18 protein-coding genes and 1 tRNA gene are annotated in these 19,796 nt (G+C 60.5%); 6 read left to right on the top strand and 13 right to left on the bottom strand.

Going from position 1 to position 19,796, the window contains the following annotated elements:
* Window positions 1–82: 82 nt before the first annotated feature.
* Complete coding sequence (locus tag CEY08_RS30290; RefSeq protein WP_263283740.1) at window positions 83–208, bottom strand: hypothetical protein; 126 nt, start codon at window positions 206–208, stop codon at window positions 83–85.
* Window positions 209–416: 208 nt separating this feature from the next.
* Entirely contained in the window at window positions 417–668 is a 252-nt protein-coding gene (locus CEY08_RS27490; protein WP_063962061.1) for a hypothetical protein, read from the bottom strand.
* Window positions 669–1,548: 880 nt separating this feature from the next.
* Here CEY08_RS27490 and CEY08_RS30355 point away from each other — a divergent pair.
* Both CEY08_RS30355 and CEY08_RS30315 read left to right on the top strand, forming a co-directional pair.
* Window positions 1,549–1,770 (top strand): CrpP-related protein, encoded by a 222-nt coding sequence (locus CEY08_RS30355; protein WP_076812378.1) that lies wholly within the window; start codon window positions 1,549–1,551, stop codon window positions 1,768–1,770.
* A gap of 89 nt (window positions 1,771–1,859) precedes the next feature.
* On the top strand, window positions 1,860–2,189 hold the full coding sequence (locus CEY08_RS30315) for a CrpP-related protein (protein WP_313378096.1): 330 nt from the start codon (window positions 1,860–1,862) through the stop codon (window positions 2,187–2,189).
* Between the two features lie 559 nt (window positions 2,190–2,748).
* Here CEY08_RS30315 and CEY08_RS27480 read toward each other — a convergent pair.
* From CEY08_RS27480 to CEY08_RS29910, 3 genes are all read right to left on the bottom strand, one after another.
* Entirely contained in the window at window positions 2,749–3,168 is a 420-nt protein-coding gene (locus tag CEY08_RS27480) for a hypothetical protein (RefSeq protein WP_063639645.1), read from the bottom strand.
* Between the two features lie 410 nt (window positions 3,169–3,578).
* Complete coding sequence (locus CEY08_RS30285) at window positions 3,579–3,704, bottom strand: hypothetical protein (protein ID WP_269471923.1); 126 nt, start codon at window positions 3,702–3,704, stop codon at window positions 3,579–3,581.
* Between the two features lie 43 nt (window positions 3,705–3,747).
* A complete protein-coding gene (locus CEY08_RS29910; RefSeq protein ID WP_126389644.1) occupies window positions 3,748–3,999 on the bottom strand; it encodes a hypothetical protein in 252 nt (83 codons plus the stop codon).
* Between the two features lie 13 nt (window positions 4,000–4,012).
* On the opposite strand from CEY08_RS29910, the gene CEY08_RS27475 reads away from it, so the two are divergent.
* From CEY08_RS27475 to CEY08_RS27455, 4 genes are all read left to right on the top strand, one after another.
* Window positions 4,013–4,231 (top strand): hypothetical protein, encoded by a 219-nt coding sequence (locus CEY08_RS27475; RefSeq protein ID WP_126389647.1) that lies wholly within the window; start codon window positions 4,013–4,015, stop codon window positions 4,229–4,231.
* 408 nt (window positions 4,232–4,639) lie between these two features.
* Complete coding sequence (locus CEY08_RS29905) at window positions 4,640–5,689, top strand: S24 family peptidase (RefSeq protein WP_084738518.1); 1,050 nt, start codon at window positions 4,640–4,642, stop codon at window positions 5,687–5,689.
* Between the two features lie 42 nt (window positions 5,690–5,731).
* Window positions 5,732–7,084 (top strand): hypothetical protein, encoded by a 1,353-nt coding sequence (locus CEY08_RS29900; protein WP_126389650.1) that lies wholly within the window; start codon window positions 5,732–5,734, stop codon window positions 7,082–7,084.
* A gap of 2,013 nt (window positions 7,085–9,097) precedes the next feature.
* Window positions 9,098–9,589 (top strand): tyrosine-type recombinase/integrase, encoded by a 492-nt coding sequence (locus CEY08_RS27455; RefSeq protein WP_197723187.1) that lies wholly within the window; start codon window positions 9,098–9,100, stop codon window positions 9,587–9,589.
* Window positions 9,590–9,665: 76 nt separating this feature from the next.
* Here the strand turns inward: CEY08_RS27455 and CEY08_RS27450 are convergent.
* The 8 genes from CEY08_RS27450 to hflC form a co-directional block, all read right to left on the bottom strand.
* Window positions 9,666–9,744, bottom strand: a tRNA-Ile gene (locus tag CEY08_RS27450).
* Window positions 9,745–9,753: 9 nt separating this feature from the next.
* A complete protein-coding gene (rpoD, locus tag CEY08_RS27445) occupies window positions 9,754–12,006 on the bottom strand; it encodes an RNA polymerase sigma factor RpoD (RefSeq protein ID WP_042792862.1) in 2,253 nt (750 codons plus the stop codon).
* A gap of 776 nt (window positions 12,007–12,782) precedes the next feature.
* Window positions 12,783–14,843, bottom strand: coding sequence for a DNA primase (dnaG, locus tag CEY08_RS27440; protein WP_076812365.1), 2,061 nt, complete (start codon window positions 14,841–14,843; stop codon window positions 12,783–12,785).
* A gap of 20 nt (window positions 14,844–14,863) precedes the next feature.
* Window positions 14,864–15,076 (bottom strand): 30S ribosomal protein S21, encoded by a 213-nt coding sequence (rpsU, locus tag CEY08_RS27435; protein WP_006218592.1) that lies wholly within the window; start codon window positions 15,074–15,076, stop codon window positions 14,864–14,866.
* Window positions 15,077–15,466: 390 nt separating this feature from the next.
* Window positions 15,467–16,009, bottom strand: coding sequence for a phosphoribosyltransferase (locus CEY08_RS27430; protein ID WP_042792860.1), 543 nt, complete (start codon window positions 16,007–16,009; stop codon window positions 15,467–15,469).
* 84 nt (window positions 16,010–16,093) lie between these two features.
* Window positions 16,094–17,389, bottom strand: coding sequence for an adenylosuccinate synthase (locus CEY08_RS27425; RefSeq protein WP_042792859.1), 1,296 nt, complete (start codon window positions 17,387–17,389; stop codon window positions 16,094–16,096).
* A gap of 76 nt (window positions 17,390–17,465) precedes the next feature.
* Window positions 17,466–18,623, bottom strand: a complete 1,158-nt coding sequence (locus CEY08_RS27420; protein WP_063639647.1) for an ATP phosphoribosyltransferase regulatory subunit — start codon at window positions 18,621–18,623, stop codon at window positions 17,466–17,468.
* Between the two features lie 264 nt (window positions 18,624–18,887).
* Window positions 18,888–19,790: a protease modulator HflC gene (gene hflC / locus CEY08_RS27415; protein WP_042792858.1), complete on the bottom strand. Its 903-nt coding sequence runs from the start codon at window positions 19,788–19,790 to the stop codon at window positions 18,888–18,890.
* Window positions 19,791–19,796 lie beyond the last annotated feature (6 nt).

Below are 19,796 nucleotides of genomic sequence, written 5' to 3'. Positions count from 1 at the left end.
CACGACGTCGTAAATAGACTGACTTGCGCAAATGCGATGGGTGATTATCTTCCCGGATAAAGCCATTAGGGCCGCCCCGGAGCTACCCGTCCAGATCCCCATGCTCTTCGGCGTCGCGGCGGTACGCTTGCGCCTTCGCCCATATAGCCAACATGACGGCCAGCAAGATGATGACCAGAACGATCAGGATGATCTGCCACCAGGTCATGCCAAGAGCTCCTGTGCCACGCCCCGAAGCACGGGCGCCTGGCCGTCAGCGTTGTTTATTCAAGTCAATCTAGCAAGCATTGGGGCGGGGTCATATCCTCTTTTTGATGGGGTTCAGATGAATCTGGTGAATCGGCGCTCTCCCGCCAACGCCGAGAATCGAAGCCGCCCCGCCCCGGCGACGCGTCCGGGACAGCGACCGACAACGTTCATTTCGGCTCGCTCGGAGGCGTTCCATCCCATCTCTCCACCGCCTGGATCCTGGCAGCGTCGACCACGCACAGCGTCCGGTAGAACATCGCACCGCTGGCGATAAGCGCGCCGAGGTCCTGCTCATCAAGCTTCGGCGCCAACCGCTCCAGGTGGCGCGAATAGATCATGAGAACGCTATCCCAATTGCCAGGGCTCGGCGCAGGCGCGGGCATCGAGATCATTAGCGCCAACAATTCTTCGCTGTCCATGGGTTTACTCTCGCCAAAGAAATGCAACGTCACATAGAGCGTGTGGCTACAGCGCTTTTCTCGGACCGCTGCGGCCCTGGTCGCGCTTAGATCTTAGTCCTCTTGCGGGGCCGTCCCTCTTCGGGAGCCCTGAAAAATGAAGCGAAATGAAGCCCGCAATTCGCGTTCCCGGAGTGGCGTTTGGCACGCCGGCTGCAATGATCCGCGGCGGCAATACATTGTGTTTTCAGCCAAGCACGCCTTCTGCGCCCTTACGCGCGGACAGCTTTTTCTTGGCGGGAATGAAGGAACGGTATTTGCTCCACGACCAGCGCCTCCAGGAGGATAGTCATGAAGCCAACTCACGCACTTTTAACCATTGTCTTGCTCGTCGCAGGCACTCACGTACAGCCCGCCAAGCTTTACGCCCAGGGCCAGGCACAGGTACAGCAACCCCGCGACAAAGTCAGCAAGGAACCCGCCACGGCCTCCGAACAGAAACCCACCAATTCAACTGAGGACGGCGCACCTGCCTCCGAAAAAACGCCCACGGACGCGGCCTCCGCCACACCCGGCGGCCCAGGAGAGCAGACGCCTCAGCCCGTGCGAGGCCAGGGTACCGTTGAGGGGTCACGCGCCAATCCCGCGCCAGAGGGCACATTGCCCGGCGGCCGGGCGGGTAGCGGCGGACACAAAACCAACGAATTCGGGCGGTAGCACCCACCGATTGCTGCGGCCCCATTTGCAAGGTTTGCTTGCACTTTACCGCTGCGCGCTGGTCAAGTCCGAATTTTTAATGCGGGCCATCCCTCCTCTATTTCCGTCGGTAACGTCGGTCGACATCCGGCGTTATCGCGTCCATCGTTTTACCTAGGCCAATGCCAACGTGAGGAGGTGCGTAATGGATGACTCTGTACGCCTCGCAGGTCGAGAAGCAGCCAGACACGGTGTCCCGCTCTCGGCGTGCCCATTCATGAAAGCCCCCAATATGTCAGGCCATGCAGGCGCACCGCCGCAGCATTGGAATGCCAAGCTGACCGCCTGGGAGACCGGCTGGCGAGAAGAGACTGAGGCCCGACTCGCCGAGCTTAAGCGGCGAAAACTCCTCCGCGACTCTGATTAAGCAGAATTAGACCGCAAGCACTAGATGCAGCGTGGGGGAATGACGCACTCGGCGAACTGTTTGGGGGCCCATGGTCGCTACGTGCGGAAATGAGATGGCGTCGCGCCAAGGCGTCCGGTGTAGAAACACTATTGCGGCGCCCCCTCAATTCACTACATACTGGCCCTCCGTTCATCTACTTTTGGAGGAGTGCCGAAATGCATGAGGACATCCGAAAGCAAGGAGCGCTGGCCGCCCGCCAAGGATTGACCCTATGGGATTGTCCCTACCTTAAAGCCCAGGCGATGCCAGGGCACACAGGAGAGTCACCAGCAGCATGGCAGGCAAAGGTCGACGCTTGGGAGGCCGGATGGATGCGTGAAAGGAACCTGACGAGGCCGCCGAAGCGAACTACGCTCTCTCGCGAACGCCGAGTGTGATACATGGAAAGCGCCCCAAATACAGGGGCGCTTTTCCATTGAAGACTTTGTGTTCGCAACTGGCGGACTGCTCCCGCAACCCCAATTGGCCGATGCCCTCCGGCCTTGGCAACTGCTACAGGTATAGCGCCACGGGATTGCGCCTGCTGGCACAACTACCCGAATGCAGGCGCCGACTCTAGGGGAAAGCCAATGGCCACCGGGACACGGCTCGCAGATGTCATCGTCAAACTGCCGGATCGATCTACCTGTCGGATCCAACGCCGATTGGTGATAAAGCGCGGGACGACGGATCCGCCAAAGCCCGAATATCACTGTTCACTGCCAACCGGGGAGCCTGTTGTATGGCTGGGCGATGGAAAGTACCGCCTGCCCGATGGGTCAATCGCGGTGGCCGTAGCCCATCGGCCGCCCGCGGCATAAGTATTTCGCAGGATCGTCCCGCGTCGCGGGCGCCATCTCTTCTCCGCACAGCGGCATATGCCTGGATGCGCAAGGGGAGGCCCCTATGACCGCATCGTCCGGGGCAAATATCGCCACCCGCATGGCAGAGAGCGCCCTAGTTCAGACGATCCAATCGCCAGTCCGTGGTAAGACCGTTGCCAGTCATGCTGACCCGGTAGTCATACGTGACGTTGGGTTTGACCGATACCTGTTGGTACTGAATGGGCTCGGTCACATTGTCCATCTGCAAACCCAGTCGTATCACTCCCTCCGGTACTTGCAGCTCAAGGACACGATTCGCGTCGACGTTCGCCACATGGCGCCCGTCGATGTATATCAATGCATTCCTTGCGGAGCCAAACACGCCACGGTCTCTGACTATCCGGATGGTCCCCTTTTCCGCCCCCTCCACAAGCAGCGCGGGATCGAGAACAGCGGACGCCTTTGCCCTCGGGGCGGTGGCGACATCTGCCGGAGACGACGCGCATCCGGCAATAACGGTCAACAGCAAGGCGGCGAACCCCGTACGCATCATCCTTTCTCCTTCAGATCGGTGCGCGGCCAATATACCCTAGCCATTTATGGGCTGCAGACCAACCGCCATTCCCTGTTCCCGAGGACTTGCCGTCCAATGAACTCTGGAGCAGCCCGACGCACACCGGGCGATCAACGCCATCAAAACAGCGCGTGGCCAGATCGGCAAAAATCCCCCACGCAAAAGAAAACGCGGGTTTGCATGAACTTCATGCAAACCCGCGTCAATACTTGGTAGGCCCCCATCAGACCTACGTGTGCATCCGCGACGAGAAGCGGGCCAGCGCCTATATGGAATTTATGCGAGAGACAAATCAATGTCTTCGACAGTGACGTTTTTAGAAGCATGGAGGCCACGGCGTTGCCTCCCTGACAGCCTTACGATGCGCTGCATGGAAAACGAATTGCGCCCTACACGTCCAGCGGACCGATCTGGACCCCGTCATCTGCTTCGCCAGACTCAGCTTGCTCGGAAACGCCGCCGTCCTGGGTGTCGTACGGGACGTTGAAGAACCAGACAGCCTCTTCCGGTGCCACTTGGTGGCGCGCTAGCCGCGCGCCGAATGTCATAGGGGCGGCGCTATGCATATGCCGCACCCGTATATGGCTTAAGACGGTTGATACACATCCATTCGCGAAGTTCTACGGGAAGTGGAAAGGTTCGCGCGTACTTGATGGCCTGCGAAAATGCCTGTCGCAGCGATTCCGGATCTTCGGTCAGGCCGTCCAGAAAGGCCGTTGCCGCCCCTTCACTTAAGATTGGGCGTCCGAACACTTCGCAGCAGTACGACAACCATTCAATCGGGGTCGCCCCCGTAAGGATTTCGCTCAAGGAAGATCACTCCTTGAAGATGCATGCCGTCAGTGACATCGAAGAGGTCATTGCAAAATCGCTCTCCGAGCTGACGGGGAAGAATGTCAGAATCACTATCGGGAAAATTGACTTCGAATTCGGAGCCTGGACAGGTACGCGGACGAAATTCGACGTGGCTATGGATGAACGACCGGTAGTTCGGGACAACGAGGCAGACTTGCCCGATTGGGCTAAGGACCCGCAGCCCTGAACACTCCGGCTATGCATCGGAGAGCTCCTGATGAACGCAAAAACCAAAACAGGGACTGCTGTGTGTTGATGTCATGCCGCCCTCGTCTCTTCGGCCAACTCTGGCCAAATACGCAGGAAGTCGTCAGGCCTTTGATCCTGACGACGGATCGCCCCACCAGTTGCAAGCTCCAGGCCAACGCAGTTCTCAGGCGAAGGGAGGCGGTCCTTGTATCGAATGCGCCACTGTCGTATCTGCGCGTCGTTCTTGACGTCGTAGCCAAGCTCAACCATGCGCGCACGGAGTTGCGCCACGGTCAGGGCGCCAGGGGAAGACAGGATGAGTTCAGGTCCATGCGCACATATTTGTAGCGTTTGCTACGTTTCGTAATTAGCAAATGCACCAGTAGCACATGCTACTTTTCGGATCATGAACGAGATAGAACTAAACGAGTTCCGGATCGCCCGTCTTTCGGCGGCTGTGGACCACGTATCAAAAGGGAATAAAACCGACTTTGGCCGCCGGCTTGGCTACAAAGACGGCGCCTTCGTTCGTCAGGTGCTTTCTGGAATCCGGCCGGTCACGGAAAAGACCGTTTGGGCAATTGAAGCCATGCCTGGAATGAAAGGCTGGTTTGAGCCTGATGGCCCTCCCGTTTCGACCGCCGACGTCCAACAGCCCACTGACTGGCCATTCCCAGAGATTCCCGAAGACCAAGTTCGGGCCCTTCCCCCTGCCAAGCTAAGCGCCCTTCAAGGAGCGATGGCCCTCGCTATAGCTCAGATGAACTTGCCGATCACAGTCGCGCCGGGGCAGACGAGTGGATCGCCTGCCCGCAGCTCGCTCGTGGACATGGACGCAGCGGATGATCCCTTCTTCACACCAATCGCTAAGCCAGCCGCTCCTTGGGAAGGTGGCAAGACCACGCACCAGGCAGAGCGCGAGCGCACGCTACGAATCAGTACCCAAACGGGCGTAGTGGCAAATGTCGGGGTTGGTGAACCTCCCGCTGCCAATGACAAATTCGAGAAGGTCCCCGAGCTAGCCGATGTGCGTCTGGCGGCCGGCGAGCCCATCGAGAATCACGCCGAAGAGCAGACTGGCATGATCCAGTTCCGCAAGTCGTTCCTGAAGTCGGTGGGCGCGGACAACGGGAGAGTTCGTGTCGTATACGCGAAGGGCGACAGCATGGTACCCGTCATCCGTGACGGCGCCGCGCTGCTCATCGTGCCCAATGAGAGCCTGACGCTACGTGATCTGGCTGCTGGCGGGGTCTACGCCATCAACTATGACGGCAAGATGATCGTGAAGACGGTGACCAAGGAACGTCTCTCCGGGCGCTGGGTGGCCCGGTCGTTCAATCCCAGCTATGCCGATATCCCCCTGGAAGACGGCCACCCTGTGCGTGTGCTTGGCCAGGTCGTCTGGGCTGGCGCTAGGTTGCGGGATGACGAAGCGGGACAGTGGGTGAAGTCGTGACGCGCGACAACGCGAACTCGAGCTCTCGACAAGGGACGGATCATGAAGACGATGCATCACTGGTTGGCAATCGCGGTGTTCTCCTTGATGACCGCTTTCGGAGCACAGGCGCAGGATGGGGCCCCCTCCTGCAAAGCCAACGTCACCCAGGATGGCGCCACGCACAGCATTCCCTGGACAGGAAAATGCATAAATGGTCGAGCCGACGGCCTGGGGGTTTGGATTCTGCCGCGAACAGGTTCAAAACCCACGCTGGTTGTGCTGAACCTGGTAGACGGTAACCCTGATCGTTCCAACCTCTATGGCAGCATGACGCGCGCCGATGGGCAGACCGCGTTTTTCAAAGGCGACCCTCGTTCGCAGCAAAACGGCTTTGTCTGGCTGGATTCCGAGGCCTGCCTAGCAATACCACAATGCCAAACGATAGCCCGCTATAACCTGACACCACTCAAGGCGCGCTACCAGAGCGACGCCAACGTAAGCACACCGACGGCGGCTGCGATCCGCACAGCCAGCCCCTCAACCCGCACCGGCAATAAGCATTGCCCAACAACGTTCCACCATTTCGAATACTTGATCAGTGGCATGCAGAAATCGCCACCACGACCACTCTATGAGTGGGTCTGGTTCAAGTACCCAGTGGGCACCCCCATCCCGACCACCGGCGGCCCTGATATCCCGCTTCCGCGTTTGTCGATTCCGACTCCTTTGCAGAGCAACGCACAGGTGGCCCGCCTCACCCGCGACGATTGGCAAAAAATCCGCGTTGCGATGGCGGCATCGCGGTCAAACTGGAACAACATGATCACACAAGCTCAGGGCGACCCGACACAACGTGACTGGGCCGCCGGTCGCGTCAAGGAGGCGATGGCCGAGCGAGAGCAATTCGACGCAATCATGGATTGCTATGGCGGCACAGCAACCGATGCCGCATCCACTGCGGCCAGCACTGCACCAGCAGCCGTGCAACTGAGCGGACGCGGCGAGGAGCCCGACGGGCCGGCCACCGAGGCCTCCCGATTACTGGACACTCAACGCTCGAATTATCAACAGGCCCAGTCCGGACAAGGCAAATCATCCTCTGCCTCTAGCCGTAACCTCAATGCCCCCTATGCACGCAATGACTGCGTGCAGATGGTCCACAACCAGAGTGGTACGACTCTGCCCTCGCGATGGCAGAACCGTTGCGCCATGCCGATTGCCGTGATCGCATGCGCAGCGCCGCCAAATACTCTCGAACAGCGCTGCGCCACCCAAGGCGGCTGGGGAACCACGAGCGTCATTCCCCCTGGCGGCAGTTACCCTTTCGTACGGGGCTTCACCGGGCCGTGGCAAGTGAAGTTCTTCGTCTGCGACATGACGGATGGCAAGAAACTCTGCCGAAGGCCTAAGTGAACCGCGTCCGCCGAACCCACAATGACACGGCCACGCTAGAGGCCTTTATCTTTTAGCTCGTGGTATGCACAGGCCAGTCAAAGATGGAATGGCCAGACACTCACGAACGCTTATCTAGCAGCACAGATCGCCCGAGGATGCCGGCCCGGTTCGATAGGTCAGCCGTGCGTCCTCAATCTCAGTGCCGTACGCGGTCAGCATCGTGTGAATTGAAGCCTTGATCAGTTCCTTGTGGACTCCTTGTGAATTGCCGGGCGGTCAACGCGACTCGCCCCCTACTTGCATTCCACTCCTTCCGCTGCGCAGTGTTCTGCGTTTTTGGGAAAGTATGTGAACCCCTTCCCCCTGCCCGCCTAGAGCGGGCTTTTTCTCGCCTGTTACAAAGAAGCGTAGCATTTGCTGTCATTTTGATGCGTAGCGATTGCCACTATTCTTTCAACGCTGCACCAGCAGTACCGCTCTTTAACAACCGAGGCCGCCCGCCCCTCCGCAAGGGAGAAGGGCTAAACAGGACTACCCCAGAGGCCAGCGCCCCGGGGGCCCTGTGTGTCTGGCCCCTCGCGGACAGGCAACGCCCAGCCGGGCGTGGCGACGATAACCCCGGCCATCCGAACCGCTGAAAAGCGGGTTTCGGCCAGCGCTGCGAGTCAGCGCTGGCCGAAGCCTCATTGAGTGGAAAGACGGCAATGCAGTTTGGCGAACTGAGTGAGTTACGCCAAGCTTCTGCCAGTGTTTAACCCACTTAGGTGCCGTCTCGAATCACTGGAAGGTGGCCAAGAGCGAAGCGTGTGTGTAGACGCCATCTACCACCACGCCGACTTTCGGAATCCATCCGCCTAGGCTTACTTTCACTGGTTGCGGGACCTCGGGCGGAGAGAATTCCCATTCCCAATCGATCGTCTGACTCGTGGCGGAATCATTCATGCCAATAGACTCCTTCGGCTTAGAGCCAAGACATTGAGCGAACTCCCTCGCAACTCCATTGAATGAGGTGAGCAGCCTTTCGCTCAATTCAGCCGTCATTACGGACTTATCCGGAACAGTGGGTACCTTGAAAGTGCAGTAGACCGACCTGAATGGGGTTCCGCTTTTATAGGTCTTGTCCTGGATGTAGCACGTCTCGAAGGGCTTAATGTCTCCCCTCATAGCCCAACGCTGCCGCTGGAATAGCGCCCCCGGCCGGTTAGTGCTGGGCACCTCCTGGCCCCGAAGGCCATCCCAACGATTCGACTTCTGCGAAACGATCGTTTTTATCGTCGCGCATTGCGCATCTGGCATGGATAGCGCTTGCGGTGATCCAACCAACGAACATATCGCTGCTGCCCCGAGGGTAACCCGCAGTGCTGCCATTGGTAGCCGGATCTTTGCCATGTCTATCCCCTCGTTCTCCGAACAAACAGCGTATTCGCAAAGGAGGAGGAAGTAACTCATCCAGATAGAGCAGTCCGATCCTTTTGACCAGGGACGCGTTCGTTCTCCCTAGGTTTCAAGAATGACGCATCCCGGGTCGTAGCCGGGACCTCAACAAACTGCCTGAAACGGTGACCGCAAACTTTGCACATGGCCCGAACTGAATCGACCGCCGAGCGCTTTAGGCGGGCAGTTCGGCAGAAACCCCACCCATTTCCCCACGACCAAGTCAACGGAGAAATCCGTGCTCAGGTTCTTTGAAGAGCTGTTCGATATCGTCGCGTCCATTCTCAACGTGCTGGACCGCAACGGCGACCTGTAAGACCGCACCATCCTGCCCCGCTCGTCGGGGCGGCTTCGGAGAGCAGGCCGGCGCCGCAACGTCAGCGGTACAAAAGTGACTTTCATTCGATGCCACTGACCGCTTTACCCGGCCTGCTCTCCGAAGCCCACCACCGCGCATACCGCGCAAATCCCCCTGCCCTCAACTATCCCCGCCATCTGGTGGGGCCTGGCGCTGCTCGCCCTGATGGCGGTGGCCCTGGTGCCCCTCGGCAATTACTTCATCCGCCGCTATGTCGCGGCCGATCCCTGGAGCCCTACATGAACACCATCAGCGCGAGCGCCCCCCCGGTGCGCATCCGCCCCCTGCAAGCCATCGCGGATGACACCTTGCGTTTCCTGGAGACCGACATGCGCGACGGCTTCCTGCACGTCCGCCAGGGCAAGACAGCTCAAAAGCTGCGAATCGAAATTACGGGTGAACTCGCGGCCGTCATTGGCCGGATCATGGCCAGGAAGGCGCGATACCGGGCCGAAAACAGGGTGGTCAGTCTGTACCTGGTGGTGAACGAATCAGGCCTGCCGCTGGCGGCCGGAGCACTGCGTGACCGATTCGATAAGGCGCGGGAAGCAGCCGGTGTGCCCAAGTCTGCATTCCAATTCCGCGACTTGCGCGCCAAGGCCGGCACCGACAAAATCGAGGCCGCCGGCGATATCCGTCAAGCCCAAAAGCAACTCGGCCACGGGTCGGTTACGACCACCGAGAAATACGTCCGGCGCCGCAAAGGCGATAAGGCGGCACCCACGCGCTGAGCCGAATTGCGGAAAAGCCCCAGCATTGCGGAAAACAAAACGGGTCTCGGATTGCTCCGAGACCCGCATGTTTACTTGGTAGGCCCCCCGAGAGTCGAACTCGGCACCAACGGATTATGAGTCCGCTGCTCTAACCAGGCATGAGCTAGAGGCCCGAAAAAAGATTACTGCCCTTCCAGGAAGCTCTTGAGCTTGTCGGCCCGGCTGGGATGACGCAGCTTGCGCAGCGCTTTAGCCTCTATTTGGCGAATGCGCTCGCGTGTGACGTCGAACTGCTTGCCCACTTCTTCCAGGGTCTGGTCCGTGCTCATTTCGATGCCGAAACGCATGCGCAGAACCTTGGCTTCACGCGGGGTGAGAGAGTCTAGCACTTCCTTGACCACATCGCGCATGGAACCGTGCAAAGCCGCATCGGAAGGCGCCAGCGTGGACGTATCTTCGATGAAATCGCCCAGGTGCGAATCGTCGTCGTCACCGATAGGCGTTTCCATGGAGATCGGCTCCTTGGCGATCTTCAGGATCTTGCGGATCTTGTCCTCGGGCATATCCATCTTCTGCGCCAGGGTCGCGGGATCCGGCTCGGCGCCGGTTTCCTGCAGAATCTGGCGGCTGATGCGGTTCATCTTGTTGATCGTTTCGATCATGTGAACCGGAATACGGATGGTGCGGGCCTGGTCGGCGATGGAACGCGTAATGGCCTGGCGGATCCACCAGGTCGCGTAGGTCGAGAACTTGTAGCCGCGGCGGTACTCGAACTTGTCCACGGCCTTCATCAGGCCGATGTTGCCTTCCTGGATCAGATCCAGGAACTGCAGGCCGCGGTTCGTGTACTTCTTGGCGATCGAAATCACCAGGCGCAGGTTGGCCTCGGTCATTTCGCGCTTGGCCTTGCGGGCCTTGGCTTCGCCGGTGGCCATGCGCTTGTTGACGTCTTTCAGGTCCTTCAGCGGCAGGACGACTCGCGTTTGCAGGTCGATGAGCTTCTGCTGCAGTTCCTGCACGGCGGGGATCTGGCGCTCCAGCGTTTCGGCGTACGGGTGGCCGGCGGCCACTTCATCGACGACCCACTGCATGTTGGTTTCGTTGCCCGGGAACACCTTGATGAAGTGCGTGCGCGGCATGCCGGCACGGTCCACACACGTGTGCAGGACGGCGCGTTCGAGCTGGCGCACTTCCTCGACCTGCTGGCGCAGCGTATCGGCGAGCTTCTCGACCATCTTGGCCGTGAAGCGGATGCCCATCAGTTCGTTCTGGATGGATTCCTGGGCGCGCACGTAGACGTCGGACTTGTAGCCGTCCTTCTCGTACGAATGGCGCATCTTTTCGAATTGCTTGCCGACTTCGTCGAACTTTGCCAGTGCCTTGACGCGCAGGTCTTCCAGCTGCTTGCTGGACATGCCACCGGCGGGACCGTCGTCGCCCTCGTCTTCCTCGGCCGAGACGCCAGCGCCGGCGTACTCTTCGCCGTCTTCCGGATCGACCAGGCCATCGACCACTTCGTCGATCTGGGCCTGGCCTTCACGCACGCGCAGGATGTGGGCCAGGATCTCGTTGATCGTGGTCGGGCAGGCCGAGATGGCCATGACCATGTGCTTCAGGCCGTCTTCGATGCGCTTGGCGATTTCGATTTCGCCTTCGCGAGTCAGCAGCTCCACCGAGCCCATTTCGCGCATGTACATACGCACGGGATCCGTCGTGCGGCCGAAATCGGAGTCCACCGTGGTCAGCGCGGCTTCGGCTTCGTCTTCGACGTCGTCGTCGTTGGACGCGACCGGCGCGTTTTCGCTCATCAGCAGCGTTTCGGCGTCGGGTGCCTGGTCGTAGACCGCGATGCCCATGTCGCTGAACGTGCTGATGATGCCGTCGATGGCTTCCGCGTCGACCAGGTCATCAGGCAGATGGTCGTTGATTTCGCCGTAGGTCAGGTAGCCGCGGTCCTTGCCCAGCTTGATCAGCTGCTTCAGGCGGTTGCGGCGCGCTTCATATTCTTCGGGCGTGACGGGGCCGCGGGCGATCAGATCCTTGGGATCGGCCTTGCCACGCTTGCCGCCGCGCTTCGGCGGCTTCAGATCGGGCAGGACTTCGCCATCGCCGTCCATCGTATCGTCGAAGCCGTCGGAATCGTTGTTTGCGTTCTTGGCGGGACGGCCCGGGCGGCGACCGCTGGGCGCGGGGCGCGCGCTGCCAACCAGGTCGGCGAGCTTGTCTTCGGCCTTCTTGGCGCGCGCCTTCGTCACCTTCTCTGGCTTGTCAGCCGCGGCAGCCTTGGTCGCCTTCTTGGCAGCCGTTTTGGCGACCTTCACCGCCGTCTTGGCGGGCGCCTTTTCCGCTGCCATGCTTACGACGCGCTTGGCCGCCGTGGCCTTGGTTTCGGCCGCATCAATTGCAGAGGAGGATTTGCCGGTGGATTTGGTCATAGTCGCTTCCGTGGTCGTCGCAACCCGTTTGGGCATGTTGCACCGCATGAGGCCGCCTTGGACGGCAGCCCAACGCGGCGGTTATACGGGTAAATCTGGTGAATCAGCGGAGTTCACACGGCTGCGTTGTTCGCAGCACCGGCTCTTGCGAGCCCGCTCGACGCCGTTCCGGTGCAGTACCGTACTTGCGCCTTGCGTGCATGACCTCATCCAGTGGGGGCTCCCGGGCGTTGGGGGGGCTGCCTGCCTATAAATAGGCGTTGCTTGCTTATCGGGCCTTTGCCCCAAGCAGCTGAGTAGACACAGCACCCAAACCACTAACGCTACGCGGAGATGACCGCCGCCGAACTGCGTAATTCACCGCTCAGCTATATTAATTAACTATGTAACAAATTTGACGCGCGCATCCGCTTTTATTTCTGCCGTTCCGTGTCGATATTCCAATTTCTGGAACACCCACAACGTCCGGATCGCAGGTCCCGCGTCAAACCCTATACATCCATTAGATTCCAGCGGCCAGAATAGATTCCGCCCGCCAGAGGCATTTCTTGTTGCCTATGTATCGCAGCGCCAGGATTACCACCAAATTCAGTCGGAATTCAGCAAAATCAACTGTAAACGCTACAATCCATAAGCGGGGGCCCTTGATTCGGCGGCCCTTGCCTTGATTTCTTACCTGATTTCTTACCTGATCTCTTACTGCTACCGCCCAACTCGATCATCCCTAAGGCAAAGATCAGCCTCCGCCAGCGGGACAACCTTTGATTTTAGCGCATTTAGCGCACGCCGGCACCCTTCAGCACGGCCATCCGGCTGGAAAGCTCCAGATAGCGCTTGCGCGCTTCCTCCGTAGCCAGCCCCGCCGCGGCGAGCTTGGCGATCTCCAGCTTCGCCGAGTCAAATTCGATTCGTCTCAAGGCATCGTCCCATTCCGTTTGCGGATCCGGCAGGTCTTCCTGGGACAGGATGTCGGCGCGCAGGCCTTTCAGCACCGTGGCCAGGTCCGAATCGGGATCCGCGGCCTCCAACAAGGCGCCGACATGGCGCGCGCCGCTGGACTGCGCCAGCATGATCAAGTCTCTTACAAGACCTAGATGGGGACCATGGTCGATGACTTCAAGCTGCTGGTCTCCCATGGAGTCGACCAGCTCTGGATGCGCCAGCAGCAAGCCCAGCAATCGCTTGGCCAGCGACGGCATCGTGCGGCGCCCCTCAAATCCGCCCACGTCATTATCGCGCTTGCCCTTCCAGTTGCCTTTGCCACCCTTCCAGTCGCCCTTGCCCTTCCAGTCGCCCTTGCCTTTCCATTCCTGCTTGCCGCCGCTACGCTGACCGCTCCCGCCGCCAAAATCGGAACCTTGGGCAGGCAGTTGGACGTAATCCGCGTAATCGGGCTCGTCGGCCGGAATGTCGTGGAAATCGTGCCCGGCAAAGTCGTAGCCCATGTCCGGATGGCCGGCCTCGGACTCCCGGATCGGCGCTCCAGTCGCCGCGACATCGCCCGCAGCAACGCCCGGCTTGGACGCAGGCGCGAATGGCTTGGCCGGCTGCTGGGCCAGGACCTGGGTCATTTCCTCTGGCGTCAGTTGCACCAGCTTGGCCATTTCGCGTTCGATCTGCACGCGCAGCGCGCATTCGGGGATGGCGGCCAGCAGAGGCTTGGCCTCGTGCAGGCAACTGGCCCGTCCTTCGGCCTCGGTCATGTTGTGCCGCGACGCCAGCTCATCCAGCAGGAAGCGAGAGAGCGCCACCGCCTCACCCAGGCACGCCCGGAAGGCTTCGGCGCCCAATTCACGCACGTATGAATCGGGATCGTGTTCGGATGGCAGGAACAAGAAGCGGATCGCGATATCGTCGCGCAGCACCGGCAGACAAGCCTGCAAGGCGCGCCACGCGGCGCGCCGGCCCGCCCCGTCGCCGTCGAAACTGAAAATCACCTTGTCGCTGGCGCGCAGCAGCTTCTTCACATGGTCTGGCGTGGTAGCCGTACCCAGCGTGGCCACCGCGTTGGCGATGCCTTGCTGCGCCAGGCCGACCACGTCCATGTAGCCTTCGACCACAATGACCTGGCCTTCCTGGCGTATGGCCTGGCGCGCTTCCCACAATCCGTAGAGCTCATGCCCCTTGGAAAACAGCGGGGTTTCGGGAGAATTCAGGTACTTGGGTTCGCCCTTGCCGATAATACGGCCGCCGAATCCAATGAGACTGCCTCGCGCGTTGCGGATCGGGAACATGATGCGTTCCCGGAAACGATCGTAGCGACGCCCATCTTCGGATTCGATAACCAGCCCGGACTCGACCAGCGTCGGGTCCTCGTAGTTCGGGAAGACTTGCGAAAGGCCGTGGCGATCGGTTCCCGACCATCCCAAACCGAAATGCGCGGCAATTTCGCCCGTCAGGCCGCGTTGCTTCAAATAGCGTATCGCCGCGGGCGATGCCCGCAGTTGCTTCAGATAATGCGCTTGGGCTGCATCCAGCACCTGCGTGTGGCGGGATTCCTCGGCCTTGCGGCGCGCGGATTCCTGCTGCTGGCGCGGACTGCGGTTTTCTTCGGGGACCGTCATTCCCGCCGACGCCGCGAGAGTACGCACGGCATCGGGGAAACTGGCGCCCGTGTGTTCCATCAGGAAAGTGATGGCACTGCCATGCGCACCGCAACCGAAGCAGTGATAGAACTGCTTGGTGGGGCTGACAGTGAACGAGGGACTTTTTTCGTTATGAAAAGGGCACAGGCCAAGCAAGTTGGCCCCGCCCTTTCTCAACTGCACGTATCGCCCGACTACGTCGACGACGTCGACTCGGGCGAGCAAATCCTGGATGAATGATTCTGGAATCAATAGATTCGGGAATCAAAAGATCAATACAGGCGCGGGGGCAGTTGTTGGCTACGGATGCGCTTGTAGTGGCGCTTCACAGCGGCGGCATGCTTGCGCTTGCGCTCAGCCGTGGGCTTCTCATAGAACTCGCGTGAACGCAGCTCGGTGAGCAAACCGGTCTTTTCGATGGTGCGCTTGAAGCGACGCAGAGCGGCTTCAAACGGTTCGTTTTCCTTCAGTCGAACGATAGGCATAAAGTGATTGGCCTGCTTGTAGGGTAACAAAAGTTGATGACAAACCTGGCTTGCTTACCAGCAACGCTGCGCGGGTCCAGGTACGCGTAAACGGCCTCGTCGATACCAAAATCATACCAACAGAGGCAGGTACCGCGAACTGGGAACCTTGAAAGCGCAATCCCGGCGCCGGATGCCGGTTTCAGTACTGCCTAGCAGCCCTGAACCACGGATCCATCCCGGATTTCCGCTGGCTGTTTCCGTTACCCAAAGACTACCCAAAGAGTAACAAGCCAAGTTCGGTTTAGCGATAACCAGCGATTCTAGCATGGTCATGGCTGTTTTGACTACTGGAGGGGCAGCCTGGCGCCTTGGGCGACCAGAATGCCCTCTCCCGCCGGCACGCCATGCTCAGCTCTTGGAACCCTTGCGGATCCAGGCTTCGAGCTGATGGGGACGCAGACTGTCGTAATCTTCGAAAGGCTGGTGAATCCAGGGATTGGTCGGCAGCTTGTCGACGTAATAATCCGGCGTCGCCTGGGAATGGCCCTTCCACCAAAGCACCGCACTACGCAACTCGGTGATGTCGGCAAACTGGCTCTTCAGGTGATCGTAGACTTTGCTGAAGGTCTTGCCGGTATCGACCATGTCGTCCACCAGCAACACCCGCCCGGACAATGTGCCGCGCGTGATGGTGATGAACTGGGCGATATCCATGTCGCCTTGCTTGGTGCCGGCCGCTTCGCGATAGCTGCTTGTGGCCAGGATGCCCAGCGGCACATCAAAAATACGGGACATAACGTCACCGACGCGCATACCGCCGCGCGCCAGGCAAAGAATCTTGTCGAACTTCCAACCCGATTGATGCACCTGCAAGGTAAGGCGCTCGATCAGGCGGTTGTAGTCGTCCCACGTCACCCACAGATGGCTGTCATCATTGGTCGGCGTGCTCATAGGCAAGCATCTCCTGCTTAATAAATACGAAAAGGCCGCCGCCGGTATGAGACCGGCGGCGGCCTTGCGAATAATAACCCGATGTCAGCCCTTCAGGGGATGACGCAACACAATGGTTTCGTTGCGGTCCGGGCCGGTCGACACGAGGTCGATAGGCACACCGCAGACCTCGGCCACGCGTTCCAGGTAGCGACGGGCCGCCTGAGGCAGCTTGTCGTACTCGGTGATGCCGACAGTGGATTCGCTCCAGCCGGGCAGCTCTTCCAACACCGGTTGCGCCTGCGCCACCGCGTGCGCGCCGTAAGGCAGCACATCGCGGAATTCGCCGTTCACGCGATAGCCGACGCCCAGTTGAATGGTTTCCAGACCATCCAGCACGTCCAGCTTGGTAATGCACAGGCCGGTAATACCGTTCAGACGGACCGAACGCTTGAGCGCCGCGCCATCGAACCAGCCGCAACGGCGCGGACGGCCCGTGACGGAACCGAATTCCTTGCCGATGGTGGCCAGGCGGGTGCCGATCTCGTCGACCAGTTCCGTGGGGAACGGACCCGAACCGACACGGGTCGTGTAGGCCTTGGTGATGCCCAGGACGTAGTCCAGCTGTTGCGGACCGACACCAGCGCCGGCCGACGCCGCGCCAGCAACGCAGTTGCTGCTGGTGACGAAGGGATAGGTGCCGTGATCGACGTCCAGCAAAGCGCCCTGCGCACCCTCGAACAGCAGGCGCTTGCCTTCCTGTTGCATGGCGTACAGATTGCTGGACACGTCCTTGACCATCGGGGCGATGGCCGGTGCCAGCGCCATGGCCTGATCGCGCACTTCGTTGGCGGAAACCGCCTCGGCGCCCAGGTACTTGGTCAGCACGAAGTTGTGGTAATCCAGCACTTCGGCGAGCTTTTCGTCGAACAGCGCGGGATTGAACAGGTCCTGCACGCGCAGTGCGCGGCGGGCGACCTTGTCTTCGTACGCGGGGCCGATGCCGCGACCGGTCGTGCCGATCTTGCCGTCGCCCTTGCGCGCTTCGCGCGCCTTGTCGATGGCGACGTGGTACGGCAGGATCAGCGGGCAGATTTCGGAAATCTGCAGGCGCGAACGCACGTCCAGGCCAGCGGCCTCAAGCTCTTCGATTTCCTTGAGCAGGGCTTCCGGGGACAGCACGACGCCGTTGCCGATGAAGCAGGTGACGCCGGGATGCATGATGCCCGACGGGATCAGGCGAAGAATCGTCTTCTTGCCGTTGATCCACAGCGTATGGCCGGCATTGTGACCGCCTTGGAAGCGGACCACGCCCTGGACGGATTCCGCCAGCCAGTCGACGATCTTGCCCTTGCCCTCGTCACCCCATTGGGTGCCGATTACGACTACGTTCTTGCTCATGTTACGAATCAATATCGAGTTTCTCGGGAAATCCGGAAATCTCCCCGCGGCCCTCTCGTTACCGAGAGGGAGTTAGTCACAGCGTTCTGACCGTCCAGGCGCCATCCAGCAGCGCCAGCTCGCGATCGCAAACGAATTCGTCCTGATCCTGCTCGTGACCGGGCAATACCTGAACGACAATTTCCCCCGACCGGCGCAGGCGGCGCACCGCCTCGGTCAGAGCGGGGGCTTGCCCCCAAGGCGCGCGAACCGCACGCGCCCTTTCCGCCGGCGGCAAACCCGCCGCCAGCTTGCGTAAATCAAGACTGAAGCCGGTGGCGGGACGGGCCCGACCGAACGCACGGCTGACATCGTCATAGCGGCCGCCACTGACCAGCGCGTCGCGCCAGCCTTCCGCGTACAGCGCGAACTTCACGCCGGAATGATAGCCATAGCCCCCAACGTCGGCCAGGTCCACGCCGAACGCAACATTGGGCATGGCGTCGACCACCAGTTGCAACGCATCCAGCGCCGCCACGACACCGGGCAGCAATGGTAGTTCGCGGCGCGCTTCCTTCAGCACTTCAGGCCCGCCATACAGCTTGGGCAGCAATTGCAGCGCCTTCAGGGTCTCGCTGCGCAGGCCGGGAGCCCGCGTTGCGAGTTCGCCCAATCCCGGAACGTCTTTCTCGCGCATCAGCAGAATTACGTCTTGCGACAGGGCCGCCGCGGCCGGGTCGGATTCCAGGAGAGCACGCAGCACGCCCGGGTGGCACAGATCCAGCCGAGGGTTGCGTACGCCGGCAATGGCCACCGTTTCCAGCACCAGCTGGATGATCTCCAGGTCCGCCTCGAAACCGGCATGGCCGTAGATCTCGGCGCCGATCTGCAGCAGTTCGCGGCTCGACAGGAGGTCCGCCGGGCGGGCATGCAGCACGTTACCGCAATAGCACAGGCGGGTAACGCCCGCGCGGTTCAACAAGTGCGCATCGATGCGCGTGACCTGAGGAGTCATGTCCGCGCGCACGCCCAGCGTGCGGCCCGACAGCTGGTCGACCAGCTTGCACGTGCGCAGATCCAGATCGCTGCCGGTGCCGGACAGCAATGAATCAATGTATTCGACCAGGGGCGGCGCGACCAGCTCGAATCCGTAAGTGCGGTACAGATCGAGAAGTTCGCGGCGCAATTCCTCGATGCGCCGGGCCTCTGCCGGAAGTACGTCGGCAAGGCTCTCGGGCAGCAACCAGTTACCCATGAATGTTTACCTGAATAACGCCAAGAGATGCGTGGGCGTCGCCCAAACGAAAAAGCGGCTGAGGGGGCGTAAGCCCGCTCAGCCGCTGCGGAATGTTTTCTAGCTTACGCGGTATTGTACATGGTTCAGCGGCGAGCGCCAGCCGGGATTGCCCGCGCAAGCAACCGTCCCCGATTGCAGCAATGCAGGCCAGCCCGCCCGCCAACAATCAAAAAGCCCCTTGGAATACCAAGGGGCTTTTCGTTCCGCGTTACCGCCGCATTATCACTTGGAGGGCACGGTGACCGGCGCCAGCGCGTCGCCGGTGGGGTCCTTCATGAACTGGAAGAAGCTGGAGCTGGGATCGACAACCAGCACGTCGCCCGGCTTCGAGAACGAAGCACGATAGGCTTCCAGACTCTTGTAGTACGTGTAGAACTGCGGGTTCTTGCCGTAAGCCTGCGAGTAGATCGCAGCAGCCGCGGCATCGCCCTCACCCATGATGCCTTGGGCCTTGGCGTAGGCCTGGGCAACGATCACCTCGCGTTGGCGGTCTGCCTCGGCGCGGATTTTTTCGCCTTCGGCGGCGCCGATGGAACGCAGCTCGTTGGCGACGCGCGTACGCTCCGCTTCCATGCGGCGATACACCGACTCCGAAATCTCCGGCGCGAACTCGATGCGGCGCAGACGCACGTCGACGATCTGCACGCCCAGGGGCTCGGCACGCTTGGCGACGTTGGTCAGGATCTCGGCCATGATCTTGTCGCGTTCAGTCGAAACCACGTCGCGTACGGTGCGCACGTTGACCGAGGCGTTCAGCGCGTCACGGATCAGCGCTTGCAGGCGCTCCTGCGCCACGCGCTCGTTGCCGCCGGTGGACACGTAGTACTGGCGAGGATCCAGGATGCGCCACTTGACGTACGAATCGATCAGCAGGTTCTTCTTTTCGGAAGTCTGGATGCGTTCGGCTTCGTTCGTTTCAATGGTCAGAATGCGCTTGTCGAGCGTCACCACATTCTGGAACGGAGGCGGCGCCTTGAAGTAAAGGCCGGGTTCGTTAATGGTCTTGCGCACTTCACCCAGCGAGAACACCAGGGCATAGTCGCGCTCGCGCACGACGAAGACGCAAGAAGAAAGGGCAGCCAGCACGATGAGCAGGCCGACCAGGACAGGCATGAGACGTTGCATGATCAG

The organism is Achromobacter insolitus (genome assembly GCF_002209555.1).
Classification (GTDB): Bacteria; Pseudomonadota; Gammaproteobacteria; order Burkholderiales; family Burkholderiaceae_B; genus Achromobacter; species Achromobacter insolitus.
Note: the sequence above shows the minus strand (reverse complement) of the source record. Positions and strands in the feature narration are given on the sequence as shown.